Source organism: Bradyrhizobium sp. RT6a, assembly GCF_040547675.1.
Lineage (GTDB): Bacteria > Pseudomonadota > Alphaproteobacteria > Rhizobiales > Xanthobacteraceae > Bradyrhizobium.
In genome coordinates, this window is the sequence record NZ_JBEPQC010000002.1 from 1,157,846 (window position 1) to 1,181,065 (window position 23,220).

The 23,220-nt window shown below is 63.1% G+C and carries 20 protein-coding genes and 2 tRNA genes; 17 read left to right on the plus strand and 5 right to left on the minus strand.

Annotated elements, in window-relative coordinates; all coding sequences use genetic code 11:
• Positions 1-61 precede the first annotated feature (61 nt).
• From ABIC03_RS15495 to ABIC03_RS15520, 6 genes are all read left to right on the plus strand, one after another.
• Positions 62-811, plus strand: a complete 750-nt coding sequence (locus ABIC03_RS15495) for a class I SAM-dependent methyltransferase (protein WP_354058933.1) — start codon at positions 62-64, stop codon at positions 809-811.
• Positions 808-1,674 (plus strand): glycosyltransferase family 2 protein, encoded by an 867-nt coding sequence (locus ABIC03_RS15500; protein WP_354058934.1) that lies wholly within the window; start codon positions 808-810, stop codon positions 1,672-1,674. Before ABIC03_RS15495 ends, ABIC03_RS15500 begins: the two co-directional genes overlap by 4 nt.
• 22 nt (positions 1,675-1,696) lie before the next feature.
• On the plus strand, positions 1,697-3,601 hold the full coding sequence (asnB, locus tag ABIC03_RS15505; protein ID WP_354058935.1) for an asparagine synthase (glutamine-hydrolyzing): 1,905 nt from the start codon (positions 1,697-1,699) through the stop codon (positions 3,599-3,601).
• A gap of 24 nt (positions 3,602-3,625) precedes the next feature.
• Positions 3,626-4,429 carry a class I SAM-dependent methyltransferase gene (locus ABIC03_RS15510; protein ID WP_354058936.1) on the plus strand — a complete coding sequence of 268 codons (804 nt, stop codon included), beginning with the start codon at positions 3,626-3,628 and terminating at the stop codon, positions 4,427-4,429.
• Positions 4,430-4,579: 150 nt separating this feature from the next.
• The gene (locus ABIC03_RS15515; protein WP_354058937.1) at positions 4,580-6,175 is read left to right on the plus strand and encodes a hypothetical protein; all 1,596 of its coding nucleotides are present in this window, start codon (positions 4,580-4,582) and stop codon (positions 6,173-6,175) included.
• A gap of 90 nt (positions 6,176-6,265) precedes the next feature.
• Complete coding sequence (locus ABIC03_RS15520; RefSeq protein WP_354058938.1) at positions 6,266-7,039, plus strand: gamma-glutamyl-gamma-aminobutyrate hydrolase family protein; 774 nt, start codon at positions 6,266-6,268, stop codon at positions 7,037-7,039.
• 19 nt (positions 7,040-7,058) lie between these two features.
• Here ABIC03_RS15520 and ABIC03_RS15525 read toward each other — a convergent pair whose 3' ends face one another.
• Positions 7,059-8,036, minus strand: a complete 978-nt coding sequence (locus ABIC03_RS15525) for a GlxA family transcriptional regulator (protein WP_354058939.1) — start codon at positions 8,034-8,036, stop codon at positions 7,059-7,061.
• Positions 8,037-8,261: 225 nt separating this feature from the next.
• Positions 8,262-8,474 (minus strand): hypothetical protein, encoded by a 213-nt coding sequence (locus ABIC03_RS15530; protein WP_354058940.1) that lies wholly within the window; start codon positions 8,472-8,474, stop codon positions 8,262-8,264.
• Positions 8,475-8,569: 95 nt separating this feature from the next.
• Between ABIC03_RS15530 and ABIC03_RS15535 the strand changes: the two genes are divergently transcribed.
• Positions 8,570-8,872 (plus strand): type II toxin-antitoxin system HigB family toxin, encoded by a 303-nt coding sequence (locus ABIC03_RS15535; RefSeq protein WP_354058941.1) that lies wholly within the window; start codon positions 8,570-8,572, stop codon positions 8,870-8,872.
• 10 nt (positions 8,873-8,882) lie between these two features.
• A complete protein-coding gene (locus tag ABIC03_RS15540) occupies positions 8,883-9,260 on the plus strand; it encodes a helix-turn-helix domain-containing protein (RefSeq protein WP_354058942.1) in 378 nt (125 codons plus the stop codon).
• A 109-nt stretch (positions 9,261-9,369) separates the two neighbouring features.
• On the opposite strand, the gene glnA is transcribed toward ABIC03_RS15540, so the two are convergent.
• Positions 9,370-10,779, minus strand: a complete 1,410-nt coding sequence (glnA, locus tag ABIC03_RS15545) for a type I glutamate--ammonia ligase (RefSeq protein ID WP_007603494.1) — start codon at positions 10,777-10,779, stop codon at positions 9,370-9,372.
• Positions 10,780-10,928: 149 nt separating this feature from the next.
• Complete coding sequence (locus ABIC03_RS15550) at positions 10,929-11,267, minus strand: P-II family nitrogen regulator (RefSeq protein WP_007603495.1); 339 nt, start codon at positions 11,265-11,267, stop codon at positions 10,929-10,931.
• 381 nt (positions 11,268-11,648) lie between these two features.
• On the opposite strand from ABIC03_RS15550, the gene ABIC03_RS15555 reads away from it, so the two are divergent.
• Positions 11,649-13,148 (plus strand): NAD(P)H-hydrate dehydratase, encoded by a 1,500-nt coding sequence (locus ABIC03_RS15555; RefSeq protein ID WP_354058943.1) that lies wholly within the window; start codon positions 11,649-11,651, stop codon positions 13,146-13,148.
• A 4-nt stretch (positions 13,149-13,152) separates the two neighbouring features.
• Here ABIC03_RS15555 and ABIC03_RS15560 read toward each other — a convergent pair whose 3' ends face one another.
• Positions 13,153-14,469 (minus strand): multicopper oxidase family protein, encoded by a 1,317-nt coding sequence (locus tag ABIC03_RS15560; protein ID WP_354058944.1) that lies wholly within the window; start codon positions 14,467-14,469, stop codon positions 13,153-13,155.
• Between the two features lie 152 nt (positions 14,470-14,621).
• On the opposite strand from ABIC03_RS15560, the gene ABIC03_RS15565 reads away from it, so the two are divergent.
• From ABIC03_RS15565 to ABIC03_RS15600, 8 genes are all read left to right on the plus strand, one after another.
• A tRNA-Leu gene (locus ABIC03_RS15565) sits at positions 14,622-14,706 on the plus strand.
• A 173-nt stretch (positions 14,707-14,879) separates the two neighbouring features.
• Positions 14,880-16,241 carry a trigger factor gene (gene tig / locus ABIC03_RS15570; protein ID WP_354058945.1) on the plus strand — a complete coding sequence of 454 codons (1,362 nt, stop codon included), beginning with the start codon at positions 14,880-14,882 and terminating at the stop codon, positions 16,239-16,241.
• Positions 16,242-16,559: 318 nt separating this feature from the next.
• Positions 16,560-17,195 (plus strand): ATP-dependent Clp protease proteolytic subunit, encoded by a 636-nt coding sequence (locus ABIC03_RS15575; protein WP_007603501.1) that lies wholly within the window; start codon positions 16,560-16,562, stop codon positions 17,193-17,195.
• Positions 17,196-17,637: 442 nt separating this feature from the next.
• Positions 17,638-18,909 (plus strand): ATP-dependent Clp protease ATP-binding subunit ClpX, encoded by a 1,272-nt coding sequence (gene clpX, locus ABIC03_RS15580; RefSeq protein ID WP_007603503.1) that lies wholly within the window; start codon positions 17,638-17,640, stop codon positions 18,907-18,909.
• Between the two features lie 322 nt (positions 18,910-19,231).
• Complete coding sequence (lon, locus tag ABIC03_RS15585) at positions 19,232-21,655, plus strand: endopeptidase La (protein ID WP_275171332.1); 2,424 nt, start codon at positions 19,232-19,234, stop codon at positions 21,653-21,655.
• 74 nt (positions 21,656-21,729) lie between these two features.
• Positions 21,730-22,134 carry a GFA family protein gene (locus ABIC03_RS15590; protein WP_354059657.1) on the plus strand — a complete coding sequence of 135 codons (405 nt, stop codon included), beginning with the start codon at positions 21,730-21,732 and terminating at the stop codon, positions 22,132-22,134.
• A gap of 63 nt (positions 22,135-22,197) precedes the next feature.
• Positions 22,198-22,274: transfer RNA gene (locus tag ABIC03_RS15595), tRNA-Val, on the plus strand.
• A gap of 65 nt (positions 22,275-22,339) precedes the next feature.
• Complete coding sequence (locus ABIC03_RS15600) at positions 22,340-23,200, plus strand: class I SAM-dependent methyltransferase (RefSeq protein WP_354058946.1); 861 nt, start codon at positions 22,340-22,342, stop codon at positions 23,198-23,200.
• The last annotated feature ends 20 nt before the right edge of the window (positions 23,201-23,220 follow it).

Consider the following 23,220-nt stretch of genomic DNA (forward strand, 5'->3'; position numbering starts at 1 on the left):
AACGCCCTTGAGAAACATACATCGTCCTGCTAATTCGGCTGGAGAAAAGGGCAGATTTCCCATGATCCAAGTCTCTCGGCCGCTGCCGCCTGCTCCGATTGACGGTCTCAAGACCGGGGCCGATACCTATTCAAGCGCGATCGCGGACGCGCACAATTACATGAATTGGATCATCGACCAGTTCCGCCCATATCTGAGGGGACAAATCGTCGAAGTCGGATTTGGTCACGGGCACTACAGCAAAGCGCTCAGCGAGTTCGGCGACTATTGCGGACTGGACCACGACCGCGAGAGCGTCGAGCAGGCGAGGCGGGCCATGTCCGACCGAAAGTTTGCCGTGTGCGATATTCTGGTCCGCGATCAATTGCGGTCCTTGTTTCCCGAAGGTGTCGATGCGGTCTTCACCATCAACGTTCTCGAGCACATCGAGGATGACGCCAGGGCAATTGCCAATCTGGTCGATGTGTTGAAGCCGGGAGGTCACCTTCTGGTCAGCGTGCCGGCGCTGATGCTGCTCTATAACGACCTTGATCGCCTGGCCGGGCACTATCGCCGTTACACCACAAAGCGATTGGGCGATCTGCTTGCGGATCAGCCTGTTGAACTCGTTCGGCTCAGCTACTTCAATCCCATTGGTGGCTTGGGGTGGCTTGCCAATCGCCTGAAGCGGCACGAGTCGTTGAACGACGACGCCGTGAATGGGCAGATTGCACTATTCGACAAGTATATCGTGCCGCTGTCGCGGGCGCTCGATCCGCTCTCGCGAAGTTTTTTTGGGCAATCCGTCACCTGTATTGCACGTCGCTTATGATTTCAGTCATCATTCCTGCGCTCAACGAACGCAACGGCATTGTCGATACCATCATTCGGGCCAAGGCGGTTCTCGACGGCGCTCAACTGACCCCTTATGAAATCGTCGTTGTCGACGACGGTTCGAACGACGGGACCGGCGCTCTCGCGGAAGAGGCGGGTGCAAAAGTGGTCAGGCATCCCCACAACATCGGCTATGGCCGCTCGCTGAAGGACGGAATTCGCGCTGCATCCTTTGATACGATCGTCATCAGCGATGCAGACGGTTCCTATCCCATGGAGGCGATTCCGGCGCTGATCGCACGCTTCAACCAGGGTTTTGACATGGTCGTTGGTGCCCGGACCGGGCCCAATTACCGGGAATCGATGCTGAAGTCTCCGTTGCGCGCAGTCCTGAAGGCGATCGTGGAATTCACCGCCAACCGCGAAATTCCCGACATTAATTCAGGTCTTCGCGTGTTCGGCCGGCAGGTCGCCATCTCCTATTTCGCACACGTCAGCGATCTCTTCAGTTTCACGACGTCGCTGACGCTCGCCTATATGATGAACGCGAAGTTCGTTGACTACATCAACATCGATTACAACGAGCGGATCGGCCGATCCAAGGTGAACCTGTTCCGTGACTCCGTTCGGACTCTGCAATATGTCCTGGAGGCCTGCACCTACTACAATCCGCTCAAGATCTTCGTTCTGCTGGCGATGATGTGCATGACTCTCGCCCTGGTCTCACTGATCGGCGGGATCGTCCTCCAACTCGTCAGTGCCTTCGTGCTGGGCATCGGCGCCATCCTGCTCAGCGTCCTCGTCATCGCGATGGGGCTGCTCGCGGTGCTTCTGAAGCAGATCATGAACCAGCGGCCATGACCTCCCTCGGCAGGGGAATGCAATGTGCGGGATAGCGGGCGTTTTTCATCGTGATGGTCGCCCCGCCGACAGCCGTGCGGTTGCGGCGATGTCGGCTGCGCTGGTCCACCGTGGGCCCGACGGCGATGGCGCTTGGCTGGAAGGATCTGTCGGCCTCGCCCACCGCCGGCTCGCGATCCGCGATCTCTCTGATGCTGGGCGTCAACCGATGCTCGATGCCTCCGGCCGTATCGTCGTCACGTACAACGGCGAGATCTACAATGATCGGGAACTGCGAAGCGAACTTGAGCAATCCTTCGGTTTCCGCTTTCGCAGCGGCTGCGACACCGAAATCCTCCCTTACGCTTATCTGGCCTGGGGCGATGCGATGTTCGAGCGGCTGGAAGGCTTTTTCGCCATCGGCCTGTGGGACCGCCAGGAGCGTCGCCTGATCCTTGCGCGCGACGGCATTGGGATAAAGCCTCTATATTATTTCGAAAGCGGCGGCAGTGTCCTGTTCGCGAGCGAAATCAAGGGAATCACCGCAAGCGGGGAGGTCGCCGCGCAGGTCGACCCCGTGGCACTGCACACCTACCTCGCGGCGGGCCACACCGGAACCCGGGCGTCGCTGTTCCGGGAGATCAAGCAGATCCCGCCCGGAACGACGATTGGCTTCACCGATCGGGAGCGAACGGAGCGATGCTTCTGGCGCCCCATGCGTGCGCCAGCCATTGATGACCTCGATGAGGCGGTCGGCCGGCTGCAATCGACGATCGAAACCGTGGTGAAGAGCCAGATGGTGAGCGACGTGCCGCTCGCCGTGCTCCAAAGCGGCGGCATCGACAGTTCTCTCATCAGCCTCACTCTGGGTCGCCTCGGCTTGAAGCCGCCCTTGTTCACGGCAGGCTTTGCCGAAAAGAGCCATGACGAAACCGAGGTAGCGCGGCAGATCGCCGCCTCCGCCGGGTTGTCCCTCAAGGTCATCGACGGGGAAGCGGGCGAGGGCGCCGAGGCTGCACTGCGGGCTGTCGTCTATCATTTCGACGGCCAATGCGCCGACACCGGCGCGCTCGGATTCTATCATCTCGCCGGTGCGGTCCGTCAGCATTCCACGGTTGTGCTCTCGGGTGACGGCGGCGACGAATTTTTTGCCGGATACGAAACCTATGCTGCGACCATGATGGCCGAAGGCTTGCGTCGCGTCGTTCCCCGTGGCGTTGCCGGCCTCACCGGCCGCCTGGCCTATGCGTCCGTACGCGGCAACGAGAAACGGCTTCCCGCAGCGGCGCAACTCGCCCGCTTTGCGCTCGGTCTCGGCGAAAACGGGGACAGCCCTCATCTGCAATGGCGGCGGCTCGTTCCCCGGTTTCTCGCGGAGAGAATCTATGGCCGTGGGATGGCCGATCTTGCGTCGACCGACCCGTTCGCGGAATACGCCGAGTATTATTCGGAGCCGCACGACAAGGTGCTTGATCGCGCGCTGATCGCTGACCAGCGCTTTCACCTTCAGAGCGTTCTCACGAAGGTTGATGCCATGAGCATGGCACATGGTCTCGAGGTACGTGTTCCGCTGCTCGATCGACGTGTCATGGACCTCGCGGGAGCCATTGATATCTCGCTGCTCAATCCTTGGCCCAAGGGGGCACCGAAATATGTGTTGCGTCGACTGGCCGAGCGCATGGGCATGCCAAGCGCCGCCGCATGGTCGCGCAAGCGGGGCTTTAATGTGCCGATCGCGCAACTGATGCGGCGCGGCGGGCTGCGGCCCATCTGCGACCGTGTGCTCGACCGTGACGTTGATGTATTTGGCCCCTTCATGAAGCCGGATGCGATCCGGCTGCTGTGGAAGGAGCATCTCGAACGCAGCAGCGACAATGCGTTCGCGCTCTGGCCGATCCTGACGCTGGGAATCTGGTTGACGGGGCTGGCAGCCCCGGCGCCGCGCTGAGCGCGTGTGGCGAGGGATGAACGCATGCCCGACCTGAAAGATCAGACGATTAGCGATTTCGGAGAGCAATGGTCCGCATTTCGCGACAATCCCGGCTATTACGGGTCGGCGGATCTGCTTGCCGATCTGTTTGGTCCGTTGCTCGCACTGGATGAGGTCAAGGGCAAGCGGATCGCCGACATCGGAAGCGGCACCGGACGCATCGTCAACATGCTGCTCGACGCCGGGGCGGGTCGTGTCATTGCGGTCGAGCCCTCCGCCGCCATGTTGGTCCTGAAGGAAAATACCGCCTCCTGCGCCGACCGTATCGAATATCTGCAGGCGTCCGGCGAACAATTGCCGCCCGATCTCGAGCTCGACTTCGTGGTTTCGATGGGCGTCCTGCATCATATTCCCGCACCGGGGCCCGTCGTCCGCGCGGCGTACGATGCGTTGCGTCCCGGCGGGCGCTGCATTGTCTGGCTCTATGGCCACGAAGGGAACGAGACCTATCTCTCGCTCGCGATTCCGCTGCGCAAGCTCACCGTCCTGCTGCCGCACCGGTTGCTCGTCGCGCTGTCCCACGGCCTCGAATGGGTTCTGACCGCCTATATCGCGCTGTGCCGGATATTGCCGCTTCCGATGCGGTCTTACATGCGTTCGGTGCTTGCGAAGTTTCCGCGCAGCGTTCGCCGCTTGACCATCTACGACCAGCTCAATCCCGCTTACGCGAAATATTATACGCGCGCCGAGGCAGAGGCACTGCTGTCAGATGGCGGGTTCGGCGATATCAGGCTTTACCATCGCCACGGCTATAGCTGGACGGTGTCCGGCACGCGGCCAGCGTGATCTTTCCGGCGATGGTTCATAGCCGCCTTCGTCCCGTCAACCCGTCTGGAGATTCCATTGGCAGCCCCCGACATCAAAGGCCTCCGGTCCGTGCCCACAAGGTGGCCAGCATGGGCAAGCCGTTTCACATGGCTCGGGATCTGGCTCGGTGTGATCGGCATCGCGCTGATGGTTCATCTCGCCTTCTTGGTGGCTTGGCCGGATCATTTCCTCCACGAGGATAGCGGCGCTTACTTGGACGAAGCGGACTCCATCCTGCGAGGTCACTATATCGACGACGCGGGGAAGCGGCCGTATGGCATGGCAGCCTTCCTCGTGCTGCTGTCCAAGCTGTTCGGGCCGCATATCGTAGTCTTCGTCATCGCTCAGCACCTGATAAGCATCGGCACAGCCCTTCTCGTTGCCGTGACGGTGCGTTTTGCCGGCGCTCCGCGCGTCCTCTCGGTCCTGGCCTTTTTGATCGCTGCGCTCCATGGGCGCACGGTTCACTATGACAACGCGGTTGGCGCCGAAACCATTTCCAACTTCCTGGTCAGCCTTGCCGCGTTCATCGCCGCAGGACTCGCCTTAAGGAAGTGGCCGCCGTTCCTCGCTGCAGCGGCAATCGGGGTGACGCTCGGGGCGCTCATGACATGCCGGTCGGCGGCGGTCGGACAGGCTGCGGTCATCCTGCTGTGGCTGGCCGTTGTGCTGGATGCCGGATGGGTTCGCCGACTGACCGTGCTTGCGCTGACGGGCGCCCTTGCCACGGCCGTGTATCTGATCCCGACGACCATCAATTACGCCATTGGAAAGGGTCCGCTGGGCAATGAGAGCCTAGCGGTCATGGCGTTCGTTGTCGGCTATTCCGCCGACTACGATCACGGAGTCCACCTCGACCGGAAAGCCCAGGCGCGCGAGTTTGTGGAGAAGATGCGGGCAGCAGATACCCCGACCGGCTGGCCCGACACGGGCGTCTATCAATGGCCCTTTGGTGCCATCCACCTCCTGGAGCGGCCCGGCGACAGTCGTGCCGAGGTCGAAAAAGTGGTTCGCGACATCTTCATCGAAACGCTGACGACTCCCTCGACGCTGTATCGGCACGTCACTAGGCATTTCCTGCGGGAGATGTACTTCCTGCTGTTCGACGGGAGTACCGTGGCGCGGCGCGCATCCCAGCCGCAGGGGAACGAATTCTTCACCCAGCGGGATGCATATCCGATTTTCGGGAGTCCGACGGGGCTCAAACCGAGGCAGCTGATTTACGACTACTACCACCCCTATGGTCCCCTCGAGGGGCGGCTTTTGCCGTCGCCGGCTCGGGTGCAACTCGGACTGGACTACCTCCTGTCGCGCGGCTACCAGCCGCGCGGGGATTTGGCCCCGCTGTGCTGCGGATTGAGCATCTCGAGCGAATATGACGACCTCCCGGGACCGATCCGGTGGATATCCGCGGCGACGCTGATCCTCGCGGTCGTTCTGTTTGTCGGGGTCGCCGCAGCCCGGTTCGGATTGGCGGCGCCGCTGCCTCCGGGCCTGGTGGCCGGCGGCACATTGATGATCCTGCTCGCGCTGGTCAGCGCTGCATTTCCGGCGTTCCTCATCTATGGGTTCAACCGCTACGGCTACTACGTCATCCCGTTCCTCGGCGGCGCGAGTGCCATCCTCGGGGCCGTCCTGTTCGACCGGATCCGGCTGTTGCGCCCTGAAGTGTGGCGGCGTCTAGCGGGCCGCCCGGCCGCGGCCGCGCCATTTGCGCGAAAATAGCATTGCCGTCCCGCGTACCCCTCTGTTGAATTTGTTCCCTCCCAGGGGCATGTTTGGAGAATCTTCTTACGGGAGAGGTCTGAACGGGAGATGAGAAAGCCGGTCGTCGGCGTGATCGGGAACGCCCATCGCGTTGAAAATCGATTTCAGGTCCAGATGGTCGGCGAGCGTAATCTGCGCGCCGTGGCCGAGGTTTCCGGCGGCCTGCCGGTGATGTTCGCGGGCTCGCCCGACATCACCGATATCGGCGCGCTGCTCGATACCGTCGACGGCATCGTGCTCACCGGCGCGCGGGCCAACGTGCACCCGACTCGCTTCAACGTCGACCCGTGTGAGCGGCACGAGCCCTACGACATCCACCGCGACGAGGTGGCGCTGGCGCTCTCGGTCGCGTGCGTTGCCCGCGGTATCCCGCTGTTCGGCATCTGCCGGGGCCTCCAGGAGATGAACGTCGCCTTCGGCGGCTCGCTGCATCCCGAGATCCGCGAAATCCCGGGCCGCATGAACCATCGCATGCCGAGGCTCGAGAACGGTGAGATCCATCCTGACCCGACAGTGGTGTTCGCCGATCGTCACGACGTCGATCTGACGCCGGGTGGCGCGTTCGCAGAATTGCTCGGCTGTGACAAGATCCGGGTGAATTCGCTGCACGGCCAAGGCATCCTCGATCCCGGCAAGCGCGTGCTGATCGAGGGCATCGCCGAGGACGGCACCATCGAGGCGATCCGCATCGCGGAAGCCAAGGCCTTTGCGCTCGGGGTGCAATGGCACGCCGAATACGACCCGCAGCACAATCCGATCAATCGAAAACTGTTCGAGGCTTTCGGTCAGGCCATGGTGGCGAAGCAGCGCGCCGCGGCGTAGCTGCGAGCGTTCCAGCCTGCTACGCCGCCCGCTCCATCCGTCGCGCGCGATAGGCCTGCGGCGACATCAGGGTGAGCTTGCGGAACGCCTTGCGAAAGCTGCTCTCGTCCTCGTAGCCGGCCGATCTCGCGATGGTCTTGACCGGCTGCATCGTCGTCTCCAGCAACGTGCGGGCGTGCTCGACGCGCCGACGCATGATGAAGGCCTGCGGCGGCTCGCGGGTGAGTTCCTGAAACTTCCGGTTCAGCGTGCGCTCGCTGAGGCCGAGCGCATCGGCGAGCCGCTTCACCGTCATCGGACGTTTTCCGGAGCGTCGCACCAGCAGGTCGGCCTGGGTCAGCATCGGGTCCTGCGTCAGCAAATAGCCGACGGGCATGAAGATCGACTGGGTGCGCTGCGCGGTGTCGATGACGACGTAGTCCGCGCATAGTTTTGCGATCTCCTTGCCGTCGACCATCTCGATCAGCCTGAGCAGGAGATCGACCCACGACATCGGTCCGGCCGCGCAGACGATGCGGTCGGCGGTGGTGATGACGGCGTCCGGGGCGAGGTCAATGGCGGGATGACGCTGCCGCAGCTCGCTTTGCAGCCACCAGGTGATGGTGGCGCGGCGGTTGTCGAGCAGGCCGGCGCCGGCCAGCAGGAACACGCCACTGCAGAACGCGCCGATCAGCCGTCCGTTCGCGTGCTGCTGCCGCAGCCAGGCGCCGGCCCGGGCATATTGCGGCTGCAGGCGTTCGGCCGTGACGTGATCGACAAGGTTGCCGGGAACGAGGATCGCGTCAAAGCGACCGCGTTTGCCAATAGCGCCGTCGACCGCAACCATCTGGCCGCCGCCGGCGCGCACGGCCTTGCCGTCGAGCGACAGCGTCTGCCAGGCGAAGCCGAGGTTGGCGCCGCTCTGCTGCATCACGTGGTTGGCGAGCGACAGGATGTCGGCGACGCCTGAGATCGCCGAATGCATGCAGCCTTCCAGCGCCAGTATTGCGAGCTTCATGGGACCTCCAGACAGGACGCGGCAATCCTACCCGATCGGCGCGCGGGCGCCATGGCGGAAATTGCCCGATCTCTGTCTTATCCGCCACTGCCGTCTCCGGCAGGCCCGGTTCAATCTCTCAACCATCGTCACACGTCATATCGGAGAGAGACATGCCTTACGTCACCATTTCCACCGTCCGCGGCATCCTGGATGTCGCGCAGAAGAAGGCACTGCTCGAGCGCGTCACCGACCTCCGGTCGAGGTTGAAGGGCAGGGCAACCCGGAATTCCGCCGCAACGTCTGGGTCAGGATCGAGGAGCAGGAGCCCTCACATTGGTCGCTCGGCGGCATGCAGCCGACGGCGGAGATCATCGCCGGCACGTTCGGCGCGATCGGGACGGATGGGGTGCGGATCGCGACGTCGAAGACGTAGCCACAGGGGGAGGCGAAGTCCATGTTGGTCTTGAGCCCGCAATGATGGACTTCGTCTCGCTATGCGGCGCCATCAGGCGCGGCTTGACGCAATGTTCCCAATATGGGAATATCATTTCGTGAGGATCATCAAACAATCCACGCTAGCTAAATTCGCCGCTGCAAACCCAAAGGCGAAGCCTGCGATCGTCCGATGGATCAGGCTCGTCAGGGCCGCCGGATGGACTTCGACGAATGAGATCCAGACAACAGTACCAGGAGTGGTCGTTCTGAACGGTGAGCGGGCGCGATTTGAAATCGGAGGCGGCAATTTTCGCCTGATCGTGGCATTCGCGTTCAAGCACCAGATTGCGTTCATCAAATTCATCGGCACGCATGCAGAATACGACAAGATCGATGCGTTGACGGTTGCGATGTACTGAGGGAAGAACCATGGAGATCCATCCCATTCGGACAGAGGCGGACTATGATGCCGCTGTCGCTGAAATCGAACGGCTCTGGGGGGCGGAGCCCGGGACTGATGATGGCGACAAGCTCGATATTCTGGCAACGCTCGTCGAAAAGTACGAGACCTTACATTGGCCGATCGATGTGTCGCGTCTCGACCCGATCGATATGCTGAACTATCTGATCGACGAAGGCGGACACACTCAAGCAGAACTCGCGGAGCTATTGGGTTCGCGCTCGCGCGCGTCCGAAATCTTGAACAGAAGACGCGCGCTGACGGTCGAGATGATCTTTCGGATCAGCGAGGCCTGGAAAGTGCCTGCCGAATTGCTGGTGAAGCCATATCGTCTGAAAGCCGCTTAGCCTGCGGCCGCGGGTTCGCAGAAAAACCGATTCATCGAACGTCTTGCCAATACGAAAAGGCGCCTCCTTTCGGAAGCGCCTTTTGCTTGTCGCAGGAATTTCGGGCGGCTTAGCCCGAATAATACATTTCGAACTCGACCGGGTGCGGGGTCATTTCGAAGCGGGCGACTTCGGTCATCTTCAGCTCGATATAGGCGTCGATGAAGTCGTCGTCGAACACGCCGCCGTTCTTCAGGAAGCCGCGGTCCTTGTCGAGGTTTTCGAGCGCCTCGCGCAGGCTGCCGCAAACGGTCGGGATCTGCTTCAGCTCTTCCTTCGGCAGATCGTAGAGGTCCTTGTCCATCGCCGGACCCGGATCGATCTTGTTCTTGATGCCGTCGAGGCCCGCCATCAGCATCGCGGCGAAGCCGAGATAGGGATTGGCGAGCGGATCTGGGAAGCGCACCTCGACGCGCTTGGCCTTCGGCGAAGCGGTGTAGGGGATGCGGCAGGAGGCCGAGCGGTTGCGCGCGGAGTAGGCGAGCAGCACGGGGGCCTCATAGCCCGGGACCAGACGCTTGTAGGAGTTGGTCGACGGGTTGGTGAAGGCGTTGATCGCCTTGGCGTGCTTGATGATGCCGCCGATGTAATGGAGGCAGGTCTCCGACAGGTCGGCGTATTTGTTGCCGGCGAACACCGGCTTGCCGTCCTTCCAGATCGACTGGTGCACGTGCATGCCCGAGCCGTTGTCGCCGAAGACCGGCTTCGGCATGAAGGTGGCGGTCTTGCCGTAGATGTGCGCGACCTGGTGGATGCAGTATTTGTAGATCTGCATGTGGTCGGCCATCAGCGTCAGCGTGTCGAACTTCATGCCGAGCTCGTGCTGGGCGGAAGCGACCTCGTGGTGGTGCTTCTCGACCTTCACACCCATCTTGGCCATGGCGCCGAGCATCTCCGAGCGCATGTCCTGCACGGAGTCCTGCGGCGGCACCGGGAAGTAGCCGCCCTTGGTGCGGACACGATGGCCGAGATTGCCGCCTTCGTATTCGGTGTCGGAGTTGGTCGGCAGCTCCGAGGAGTCGAGACGGAAGCCGGTGCTGTAGGGATTGGCGGAGAAGCGCACGTCGTCGAACACGAAGAACTCGGCTTCGGGGCCGACGAACACGGTGTCGCCCACGCCCATCGACTTCACCATCGCCTCGGCCTTCTTGGCGATGCCGCGGGGGTCGCGGTTATAGGGCTCGCCGGTGGTCGGCTCGAGCACGTCGCAGGTGATGACCATGGTGGTCTCGGCGAAGAACGGATCGATCGTCGCGGTCACCGGATCGGGCATCAGGCACATGTCGGACTCGTTGATCGCCTTCCAGCCGGCGATGGAGGAGCCGTCGAACATCGTTCCTTCGGCGAAAATGTCTTCATCGATCATGCTGATGTCGAAGGTGACGTGCTGCCACTTGCCGCGCGGATCGGTGAAGCGCAGGTCGACGTATTTGACGTCGTTGTCCTTGATCGATTTCAGGACGTCTTTGGCGGTCTTCATGCATACCCCTTTTGGCTCTGCGGGTCGGTTTCCAAGCTTCAAGCGACCGTGTTCACGCTTCTTGAGGCGCGCGAGGCACAAACAAAATGAGGCCGCCGAAGCAGCCTATTTCTTGTCAGAATGTCGCAAAATGCGGGATAGCACCCGGCTCAGATAGCGTCCAGCCCGGATTCGCCGGTTCGGATGCGGATCGCCTCTTCGATGTTGGAGACGAAAATCTTGCCGTCGCCGATGCGCCCGGTTTGCGCGGCGCGGCGGATTGCGTCGATGGCGCGCTCGACCAGATCGTCGCCGATGACGATCTCGATCTTCACCTTGGGCAGGAAGTCGACGATGTATTCTGCGCCGCGGTACAGTTCGGCGTGACCCTTCTGCCGGCCGAAGCCCTTGGCTTCGGTGACCGTGATGCCCTGAAGGCCGACTTCCTGAAGCGCTTCCTTCACCTCGTCGAGCTTGAATGGCTTGATGATGGCTTCGATTTTCTTCACTGCGCGCCTCCCGGCCTTTCGAACAAATAGCAACGTCTTCGTCAGGATGCGCTTTTCTTAACGCACGATCTTGTCTTCGCTATGCCGGGATCCCTGACCAGTCCGGCAACAACGGCCGGCCACACCCTGATAAATGCCAGTGAGCACGACGAACCGAAGCGACTTCCGCGAAAGCAGGGTCTATGCCAATTTGCAAATGCCCTGATTGTTGGAGCGTTATCAGCCTTTTAACGTGCAGCTCTGATAGGTGGCGCCGACCCGCACAAAATACCGCAGACTACGAAATAGGCAAACGGTTCAATATCTGTGCAGATCGCTGTTCCGTCGGATAGCCCGGTGCGGAACGTGCCTCTTGAAAAGGCTTTTGGACAGGGAAGTGGCATGGAAGTTCTGACCAACGCCGAAATGCAGCGCGCCGACCAGCTCAGCATTGCGGCAGGCACCCCCGGCTTCAAGCTGATGCTCAGCGCCGGCCAGGCGGTCGCCGAGGCCGCCCACGCACTGGTGGAGGAGGGGCCGATCCTGATCGTGGCCGGCCCGGGCAATAATGGGGGTGACGGTTTTGTTGCAGCCGCCGAGCTGGCCGCGCAAGGCCGCGAGGTCTCGGTGATCCTGATGTGCGAGCGCGACCAGCTCCAGGGCGACGCGGCCTCGGCGGCGCGGGGCTGGAAGCACCCGGTGCTTCCGTTCAACCCGCAGGCAATCGGGCGACCGGCGCTGATCATCGATGCGCTGTTCGGCGCGGGCCTCAGCCGTCCTGTCGACGGCGAGGCGCGTGAGATGATCGAGGCGATCAACGGCAACGGTGCGCCGGTGCTCGCGGTCGATCTGCCGAGCGGCATCAACGGCACCAGTGCGGCCGTGCTGGGCGTGGCGGTGAACGCCACCGAGACCGTCACCTTCTTCCGCAAGAAGCCGGCGCATCTGCTGCTGCCGGGGCGGATGCATTGCGGACAGGTCCGTGTCGCCGATATCGGCATCGAGGCGCAGGTGCTGGACGAGATCGCGCCGCAGATTTTTGAGAACGATCCGGACTTCTGGGGCGCCGCCTTTCCGGTGCCGCGCATCGACGGCCACAAATACGCGCGGGGCCATGTGCTGGCGGTCTCGGGCGATGCGGCCGCGACCGGTGCAGCGCGTCTCGCCGCGCGCGGAGCGCTACGCGCCGGCGCGGGCCTGGTGACTCTGGCCACTCCGCGTGATGCTCTCGCGATCAATGCGGCTGCGCTCACCGCGGTGATGGTTCGCCCCGTCGATACCGCCATCGAGTTCGGCGAGCTGCTCGGTGACAAGCGCTACAACACCTGCATGATCGGCCCCGGCGCGGGTGTCGGCGAGCGCACCTGCGATCTCGTCCACACGGCGCTTAACGCGCAGCGGCGCCTGGTGCTCGACGCGGATGCGCTGACGAGCTTTGCCGCCAATCCCGAGCGCCTGTTCGAATCGATCAAGACGTCGCACGACAAGGTGGTGGTGCTGACACCGCACGAGGGCGAGTTCCCGCGCCTGTTCTCCGACCTCAGCAACAAATATCCGGGACGCTCGAAGATCGAGCGCGTGCGCGCCGCCGCCGAGCGCTCCGGCGCTGTCGTGCTGCTGAAGGGCCCGGACACCACGATCGCCGCGCCCGACGGCCGCGCCACCATCGCCGCCAACGCGCCGCCCTGGCTCGCTACCGCGGGCGCCGGCGACGTGCTCGCCGGCATTATCGCAGGGCTGCTGGCGCAAGGCGTGCCGGCATTCGAAGCCGCCAGCATCGCCGTGTGGATGCATGGCGAAGCGGGGAGCGAGGCGGGGCCGGGCCTGATCGCGGAGGATCTCACCGAGACACTGCCCGCCGTGCACCGGCGGATCTACCATGCGCTGGGGGTGGAATACTGAGCTCTCACTCCACCGCGTACCAGCGCACCAGTCGCGGCGCTGCCCAATCGGTTACGACGGATTCCATCAGCCATCGGCCGGGGCCTCTGGCCTCGAATGCGATGCGCTGGGTCTGGCCGGGTTCGATCGCGAGCGTGTCGAGCCAATACGGCTTCCAGCCGTCGTCGAGCTTGTCGAGCAGGCGGAAATGGTGGCCATGGAGATGGAAGACGGTAGCGACGGGTGCGGGGTTCTTGAGGGCCAGCACGACGGTGCGGCCGGCCTTGGCGCGAAAGGCGGGGGCGGACGACGTCGAGAAATTTGCGGACCGTACCCACCCGGCGTCGGCTGCCCCGAGCGTGACATCGAATCGCAGGCCGCCTCTCAGATCGAGGCGGTCGGGCAGGTCATTCGGAGGGAGCGGCTGCGGCGGCAACAGCGGCACGCGCCGGTCAAGCTTGCCGGAGACCGTCAGGCGGCCGACCTGGCGCGCCTCCTTGCCGTCATGCAGCAGGAATGGGGCCGATGTGGCCGCATCGACAAAGGCGTCGGCGCGTCCGCCGGGAGCCAACACCAGCGCGCCGTTGCGGGCCGGGAACGGCTCCGCCGGCTGTCCGTCCAAGGCCATCACCTGGACCTCGTGACTTTCCAATTTGATTGCCAGAACAGAACGTTGGGAGCCGTTGATAAAGCGCAGCCGCAGCCGCTCATTGGCTGCGGCTGAGAGTTCGAATGAAGTCTGCCCGTTGATTGTAAAGAGCGGGGATGTGTCCCCAGAGTCCCGGCCCGGGGGAAGAGCGGTCCCATCTGGCCGCAGCCGCCATTCCTCGATCAAGAGCACCACGTCACGATCGACGGCGACCGGGCTGGTCTCGGCAGCAATGATCGGAAGCGGGCGCGCGGGCTCCTTCAGGCCGTCCTCGAAGAGCCGGAAGTCGGCCAGCAGGGTTCCTGCGTTTGCTACTGAAATAATTGATGTTTCCGTCGCGTCCGCGGCCGTCGGGGCGCGTCCCCGAAGCGGGTCGGCCGCGGCCGGGCCGTTGAGGCCGTACCAGACTGGAGCAAGCGGGACAGGCAGGGCGTTGCGGAAGACCACCTCGCAGCGGTCGCCACGCTTGAGACGGACGTCCCCCAGGTGGCTTACGGCGGCCAGCTCCCAGACGGGTGTCGGCGGTTGATTCGGTCTCAGAACCAGCGTTGCCGGCCTTGCCTGAAGCGCGAGCTGGGCCGTCACGAGCGGGCCTACGCCGCCGGCGATCAACCCGGCCGCAGAGGCTCCAACTCCGAGTCCAAGCCCGGCCAAAACCTCGCGCCTCGTCGGGTCGAAGATCCGCGTTTTCATCGCCGATCCGGACCACGCCGTGCTGGATAAGTCCAGCCGTCGTGCCTAGGTGAAGCCTGCCTCGATCGGGCCATTTTTTTGCTGCGAACAGGCGGGCACATGCTATAAGCCCGCCGCCCGCGGCATCGCGGCCGGTCTTGATGCAAATTTACGCGGGCGTGGCGGAACTGGTAGACGCGCTGGATTTAGGTTCCAGTGACGAAAGTTGTGGGGGTTCGAGTCCCTCCGCCCGCACCAAGCGCTTTCAGCGTTTGCACGGATTACGCGATCTGCTCCCGCGCGGATGTTTGTCCGCCGGAAGCCGGTCCGATGAACCACCGGCGTTGAGGCGTTCGCCTCGCGCCGGATCGATTAATGACAGCGTCCCGACGCATGCGCGCCGGGACCGAACGAGAAGAAGATTGGACACCATGCAGGTCACAGAAACCCTCTCGGAAGGTTTGAAGCGCGAGTTCAAGATCAGCGTTCCCGCGTCTGATCTCGACGCCAAGGCCGGTGCCAAGCTCGTCGACCTCAAGGACAAGGTCCGCATCAACGGCTTCCGTCCCGGCAAGGTGCCGGTCACGCACCTCAAGAAGGTCTATGGCCGCTCGGTGATGGCCGAGACCATCGACCAGACCATCCGCGACACCAACACGCAGCTGTTCTCCGAGCGCGGCTTCCGCTTGGCGACCGAACCGAAGATCACCATGCCGACCGAGCAGGCCGAGGTCGAGGAGCTGCTCAACGGCAAAACCGATCTGACCTACACGGTTGCGATCGAGGTGGTACCGTCGATCGCGCTCGCCGACTTCAAGACCTTCGAGGTCGAGAAGCCCGTCGCCGAAGTCACCGACGCCGACGTCGACGAGGCGATCAAGCGCATCGCCGATTCGAACCGCGGCTATGCCGCGAAGGGCGAGGGCGCCAAGGCCGAGTCGGGTGATCGCGTCACCGTCGCCTTCAAGGGCACCATCAACGGCGAAGCCTTCGAGGGCGGCGCCGGCGAGGGAATCCAGGTCGTGATCGGATCCAACACCTTCATCCCCGGCTTCGAAGAGCAGCTCACCGGCATCGGCACGGGCGAGACCCGCACCCTGAAGGTGGCGTTCCCCAAGAACTACATGAACGACAAGCTCGCCGGTCAGCCGGCCGAGTTCGAGACCACCGCGACGCTGATCGAGGCGCCGCAGGATCTCGCGATCGACGACGAGTTCGCCAAGACGCTTGGCCTCGAATCGCTGGACAAGCTGAAGGAAGCGGCGCGCGAGCGGCTGGTCGCCGAGTTCGCGACCGCGACGCGCCAGCGCGTCAAGCGCGCGCTGCTCGACCGCCTCGACGAGGCCCATCGCTTCGAGGCGCCGCCCTCGCTGGTCGACGAGGAGTTCAATTTGATGTGGAACTCGGTGAAGGCCGAGATGGACTCCGCCGGCAAGACCTTCGCCGACGAGGACACCACTGAGGACGCCGCCAAGGAAGAGTACCGCAAGATCGCCGACCGCCGCGTGCGGCTTGGCCTCGTGCTCTCCGAGATCGGCGAGAAGAACAAGATCTCCGTGACCGACGACGAGGTCGGCCGCGCCGTGATCGAGCGGGCGCGCTCGATGCCGGGCCGCGAGAAGGAGGTCTGGGACTATTACCGCAGCAACGCCCAAGCGTTGGCCCAGCTTCGTGCACCGATCTATGAGGACAAGGTGGTCGACTTCATCCTCGAGCTTGCCAAGGTGACCGAGAAGAAGGTCTCGCGCGACGATCTCTACAAGGACGACGAGGCGGAAAAGACCGCCGCCTGAGGGCTGCAGGAGAGCCTTTAGGATAGCCGTGCATTAAGGATGATCAGCGAAGAGGTCGAGCTAGCCAGGTGGCCGGCTGGGCCTCTTTGTACGAATCAGCTTCAACTGCCGCACGGATTAAGCCTTAATTCGCTCCGCACTTGTCAGGAACGAATTGGGCTATATCTGTCGCTACGCCTTCTGCTTCTGCCAAGTTCTTCTACTAAGTCTTCTGCCAAGTTCCTGCATCACGGGACGTCCATCGGCCTTCCGGCAGATCCAGTCCCGACTGGCAGCCGGGCCTGGCGATGTCCGCCTCTTCAAAACCTTAGGTGACTCATGCGCGATCCGGTTGAAACCTACATGAACCTCGTGCCCATGGTGGTCGAGCAGACCAACCGTGGCGAGCGCGCCTACGACATTTTCTCGCGCCTTCTGAAAGAGCGCATCATCTTCCTGACCGGACCGGTCGAGGATGGCATGTCGACGTTGATCGTCGCGCAGCTGTTGTTCCTTGAGGCGGAAAATCCGAAGAAGGAAATCTCGATGTACATCAATTCGCCGGGCGGCGTGGTGACGTCGGGCCTCGCGATCTACGACACCATGCAGTTCATTCGCCCGCCGGTCTCGACGCTGTGCACGGGCCAGGCCGCCTCGATGGGCTCGCTGCTACTCTGCGCCGGCGAAAAGGACATGCGCTTCTCGCTGCCGAACGCGCGCATCATGGTGCATCAGCCCTCCGGCGGCTTCCAGGGCCAGGCCACAGACATCATGCTGCACGCCCAGGAAATCCTGAACCTGAAGAAGCGGCTCAACGAGATCTACGTGAAGCACACCGGCCAGACCTACAAGGCGATCGAGGATGCGCTGGAACGCGACAAGTTCCTGACCGCGAGCGACGCCAAGGAATTCGGCCTGGTCGACAGGGTCATCGACAAGCGCGCCGAGGAAACCGCGGCGCCGAAGACCCCGTAGCACTACTGTGACGGCGACCCCTCTGGGATCGCCGTCACCATCAGGGAGCGTTCACGTTAAGGACACGTGCGCGCGTCGCAAAACGCAGTTTTGCGCCCTGCGACAGGCAGAAAGTTCCGCTTTCGTGCTTGTTTTTCGTGGCAATCCAGCAACGCCGGGGTGATTTCGATCACTTCGCCCGTGCCAAGACCGGAAATCACGGTATTGTCACGGGTAGCCGGCGCCCCCCGATTAGCGAATTCTTGATAGTCGGGTGACAGCATGGTTCGCTACGACTGATCGGCTATGATCGCGGGGATATCGAGTGACCGTGATTCGCACGGCATGTAACGCGTAGGGTCTTTTTTGGTACGGAATTTGCTCTATTTGAAGGACTGTACCGGCTGTCGTGCCGGAATAGGGCGATCGAGCGGACGGGATCGAACCGCGGACGGAGACATGAATGAGTAAGGTCGGCACGAGCGACTCCAAGAACACGCTGTATTGCTCGTTCTGCGGCAAGAGCCAGCACGAAGTGCGCAAACTGATCGCGGGTCCCACGGTCTTCATTTGCGACGAGTGCGTTGAGCTCTGCATGGACATTATTCGCGAGGAGAACAAATCCTCGCTGGTGAAGTCGCGCGACGGGATTCCGACGCCGAAGGAAATCTGCAAGGTGCTGGACGATTACGTGATCGGCCAGAATCATGCGAAGAAGGTCCTCTCGGTCGCGGTGCATAATCACTACAAGCGCCTCAACCACCAGACCAAGCACAACGACGTCGAGCTTGCGAAGTCGAACATCCTGCTGATCGGTCCGACCGGTTCGGGCAAGACGCTGCTCGCGCAGACGCTCGCCCGCATCCTGGACGTGCCGTTCACGATGGCGGATGCGACGACGCTGACCGAAGCCGGCTATGTCGGCGAGGACGTCGAGAACATCATCCTGAAGCTGCTCCAGGCCGCCGACTACAACGTCGAGCGTGCCCAGCGCGGCATCGTCTATATCGACGAAATCGACAAGATCAGCCGCAAGTCCGACAATCCCTCGATCACGCGCGACGTGTCGGGTGAGGGCGTTCAGCAGGCGCTGCTCAAGATCATGGAAGGCACGGTGGCTTCGGTCCCGCCGCAGGGCGGTCGCAAGCATCCGCAGCAGGAATTCCTGCAGGTGGACACCACCAACATCCTGTTCATCTGCGGTGGTGCGTTCTCGGGCCTCGAAAAGATCATCTCGGCACGCGGACGTTCGACCTCGATCGGTTTCGCCGCCCAGGTGCTCGCGCCGGAAGACCGCCGTACCGGCGAGATATTCCGTCACGTCGAGCCGGAGGATCTCCTGAAGTACGGCCTGATCCCGGAATTCGTCGGCCGTCTGCCCGTCGTGGCGACGCTGGAGGATCTGGACGAGGCTTCGCTCAAGAAGATCCTGGTCGAGCCGAAGAACGCGCTGGTGAAGCAGTACCAGCGGCTGTTCGAGATGGAGAACATCGAGCTGACCTTCGCCGACGAGGCGCTTGGCGCGGTGGCCCGCAGGGCGATCGAGCGCAAGACCGGTGCGCGCGGGCTGCGTTCGATCCTCGAGGCGATCCTGCTCGAGACCATGTTCGACCTGCCGGGCCTCGAAGGTGTGGAAGAAGTCGTGATTTCCCGCGAAGTCGTGGAAGGAACGGCGCGTCCGCTCTACATCTACGCCGATCGGTCCGATCGCGCCGTTGAGAACGCCAGCGCCTGATTTGCGGCGCTGGAACGCTCCAATCGTCTCCTCAAGCAAGGGCTGCGGAAAGTATCTCCGCAGCCGGTGTTGCGTCGCTTATTTGCGTGCGTAAGCGCCTGATGGCGCGCGTCTTCAATGACTTGACACCCCCCGGGTCGATAGCCACCTAATGTCGGCGGCGAGCAAAAATTCTCTTCAAGATTCGCCTCAGTTCCGATCCGGCGAGCCGGTCCAACCTCAAAAGGACCGACCGGTTTTGCCGATCACCTCGGCACCTTGTGGCGGTTGCGCATGAGCATGGCGGGCTGCGTGCAAGGGGGCAAAGCAAAAGGAAAAGGCCATGACCAATCCAAAACCCAGGCCAACCATCGTTCATGGCGAAACGCACGCTTATCCCGTGCTGCCGCTGCGCGACATCGTCGTCTTCCCGCACATGATCGTTCCGCTCTTCGTCGGCCGCGAGAAGTCGATCCGCGCGCTCGAAGAGGTGATGAAGAACGACGCGCTGATCATGCTCGCGACCCAGAAGAACGCGTCCGACGATGATCCGGCACCCGATTCCATTTACGAGACCGGTACGCTTGCCAGCGTGCTCCAGCTCTTGAAGCTTCCCGACGGCACCGTGAAGGTGCTGGTCGAAGGGCTCGAGCGGGCGCGCGTGCAGAAGTACACCGATCGCGCCGACTATTACGAAGCAACGGCGATTGCGCTCGCCGACACCGATGCGAAGTCGGTCGAGGCGGAGGCCATGGCGCGCTCCGTCGTGTCCGACTTCGAGAGCTACGTGAAGCTCAACAAGAAGATCTCGGCCGAGGTCGTCGGCGTCGTGCAGGCGATCACTGATTTCGCCAAGCTCGCCGACACCGTCGCCTCGCATCTCGCCGTCAAGATCGCGGATCGCCAGGGCATCCTGGAGACGCTGTCGGTCACGCAGCGCCTCGAGAAGGTGCTGGGCCTGATGGAGAGCGAGATCTCGGTGCTCCAGGTCGAGAAGCGCATCCGCTCGCGCGTCAAGCGCCAGATGGAGAAGACCCAGCGCGAGTACTATCTCAACGAGCAGATGAAGGCGATCCAGAAGGAGCTCGGCGACGACGACGGTCGCGACGAGCTCGCCGATCTCGAAGAGAAGATCTCCAAGACCAAGCTCTCCAAGGAAGCGCGCGAGAAGGCGCAGCATGAATTAAAGAAGCTGCGCCAGATGTCGCCGATGTCCGCGGAAGCGACCGTCGTGCGCAACTATCTGGATTGGCTGCTGTCGATCCCGTGGAACAAGAAGTCCAAGGTGAAGAAGGATCTGGAAGCCGCACAGGCGGTTCTGGATGCCGATCACTATGGGCTGGAGAAGGTCAAGGACCGCATTGTCGAGTATCTCGCCGTGCAGTCGCGCGCCAACAAGTTGACCGGCCCGATCCTGTGCCTGGTCGGCCCTCCCGGTGTCGGCAAGACCTCGCTCGGCAAGTCGATCGCGAAGGCGACGGGGCGCGAATTCGTGCGCGTCTCGCTCGGTGGCGTGCGTGACGAGGCCGAGATCCGCGGTCACCGCCGCACCTATATCGGTTCGATGCCCGGCAAGATCATCCAGTCGATGCGGAAGGCGAAGTCGTCCAATCCGCTGTTCCTGCTGGACGAGATCGACAAGATGGGCGCCGATTTCCGCGGCGATCCGTCCTCGGCGCTGCTCGAGGTCCTAGACCCCGAGCAGAACGCGACCTTCAACGACCACTATCTCGAGGTCGACTACGATCTCTCCAACGTGATGTTCATCACGACCGCGAATACGCTCAATATTCCCGGGCCGCTGATGGACCGCATGGAGATCATCCGGATCGCCGGCTACACCGAGAACGAGAAGGTCGAGATCGCGCGCAAGCACCTGATCCCGAACGCGGTGTCCAAGCACGGCCTGGACTCCAAGGAGTTCTCGATCGACGACGACGCGCTGCTGCTTCTTATCCGCCGCTACACTCGCGAAGCGGGCGTGCGCAACCTGGAGCGTGAGCTCTCCACACTCGCCCGCAAGGCGGTGAAGGAGCTGATGATCTCCAAGAAGAAGTCGGTCAAGGTCACCGAGAAGACTCTGGAAGAGTTCCTCGGCGTCCCGAAGTACCGCTTCGGCGAGATCGAGAGCGAGCCGCAGGTTGGCATCGTCACCGGACTTGCCTGGACCGATGTCGGCGGCGAGTTGCTGACGATCGAAGGCGTCATGATGCCCGGCAAGGGCAAGATGACGGTCACGGGCAATCTGCGCGACGTGATGAAGGAGTCGATCTCGGCAGCGGCGTCCTACGTCCGCTCGCGCGCGATCGTCTACGGCATCGAGCCGCCGCTGTTCGACCGGCGCGACATCCACGTGCACGTGCCGGAAGGCGCGACGCCGAAGGACGGTCCGTCGGCGGGCGTGGCGATGGCCACCGCGATCATCTCGGTCATGACCGGCATCCCGGTCCGCCACGATGTCGCGATGACCGGCGAAATCACGCTGCGCGGCCGCGTGCTGCCGATCGGTGGCCTGAAGGAGAAGCTGCTGGCTGCTGCCCGCGGCGGCATCAAGACGGTGCTGATCCCCGAGGACAACGCCAAGGATCTCACGGAGATTTCCGATGCGATCAAGGGCGGCATGGAGATCATCCCGGTCTCGCGCCTCGACGACGTCGTCGCCAAGGCGCTGGTGAAGAAGCCGGTGCCGATCGTCTGGGAAGAGGACACCAAGGTGACGGTGAAGCCGGACGGCGACGAAGCCGCTGGCGGCCTGACCGCTCACTGAGATCGCAGCTCGAAAAAGATGATAAAACGGCGCCTTCGGGCGCCGTTTTTTGTTTGGGGCAGCGGATGACGACAATGCACATCGACGGGCAATGCCATTGCGGCCAGATCACCTTTGAAGCGGAGATCGATCCCGAGACGGTGTCGGTCTGCCACTGCCGGGACTGCCAGACCCTGACGGGATCGCCGTTCAGGGTGACGGCGATCTGCACCAAGGCCGACGTCAAGCTGACGGCCGGCACGCCCAGGATCTACGGCAAGCGCGGCGACAACGGCCGGATGCGCTTCCAGCACTTCTGTGCCGAGTGCGGTTCCCCGCTATTCACGAGCGGCGAGGGCGACCAGGAGGACGACTGGGGCATCCGCTGGGGCAGCATCCGCCAGCGCGACACATTGCGGCCCGTCAGGCAGATCTGGTGCCAGTCGGCGGCGGTCTGGATCGACGCGGTGCCACTGCTGCCGGGACGGCCGGGGGATTGAGGCCGAGGAAGTGCAGTTCCGCGCTTGCCCGTTCGGGCTCGGTGGGGATAAAGAAGCGGCGAGGGGCGGTTAGCTCAGCTGGTTAGAGCATCTCGCTTACACCGAGAGGGTCGGGAGTTCGAATCTCTCACCGCCCACCATCATGCGCTCGCGAAGCGAGCGTGGCGTTGCGGGCCAGCCCAGTGGGCCGTCATGCGGAGGCCCGATGCAGCAGCCAAGCGGACACGAGCAGAACGCCGACCAGATCGCTTACTGGAACGGCCCCAGCGGCCAGCGCTGGGCCGATCGCCATGCGGCGCAGGAGAGCCTGCTCGGGCCCATTGCCGACGTGCTGATCGCCCGCGCCGGGCCGAAGCCGGGTGAGCGCGTCCTCGACGTCGGCTGCGGCTCCGGTGCGACGACGTTCGCCTTCGCAAAAGCGGTGGCCCCGAATGGCTTCGCGCTCGGGCTCGACGTCTCCGAGCCGATGCTGTCGCAGGCACGCGCGTTTGCGCCAAAAGGCCTGCCGCTCGATTTCGTGCTGGCGGATGCGACGGTGCATTCGTTCCAGCCGGCGAGTTTTGACCTGCTGGCCTCGCGCTTCGGCGTGATGTTCTTCGCCGATCCGATCGCGTCTTTCACTAATCTCCGCCGCGCACTGAAGCCGACGGGGCGGCTGGCGTTTGCGTGCTGGCGCGAGCCGAAGGAAAATCCCTGGATGATGGCGCCGTTGATGGCGGTCTACAAACATGTGCCCAAGATGCCACCGGTCGGGCCGGACGAGCCGGGCCCGTTCGCCTTTGCCTCCGAAGAGCGCGTGACACGCATCCTGAAAGGCGCGGGCTTTGTCGACGTCGCGATGGAGCCGCACAATCTCGCGATGGATGTCGCGATCGGCGGCGGGCTCGATGCCGCGGTCGAGGGCGCGCTCCAGATCGGCCCTGCCAGCCGCGCGCTGCAAGGCCATCCGCCGGAGACGTATGCCGCGGCAAAAGCCTCGATCCGCGAGATGCTGGCGCCGTTCCTGAAGGGACAGAGCGTGGCGCTCCAGGGCGCGATCTGGATCGTGACGGCGAAGGCGGCGTAGGCGTCGCTGTCTAGGCGTCG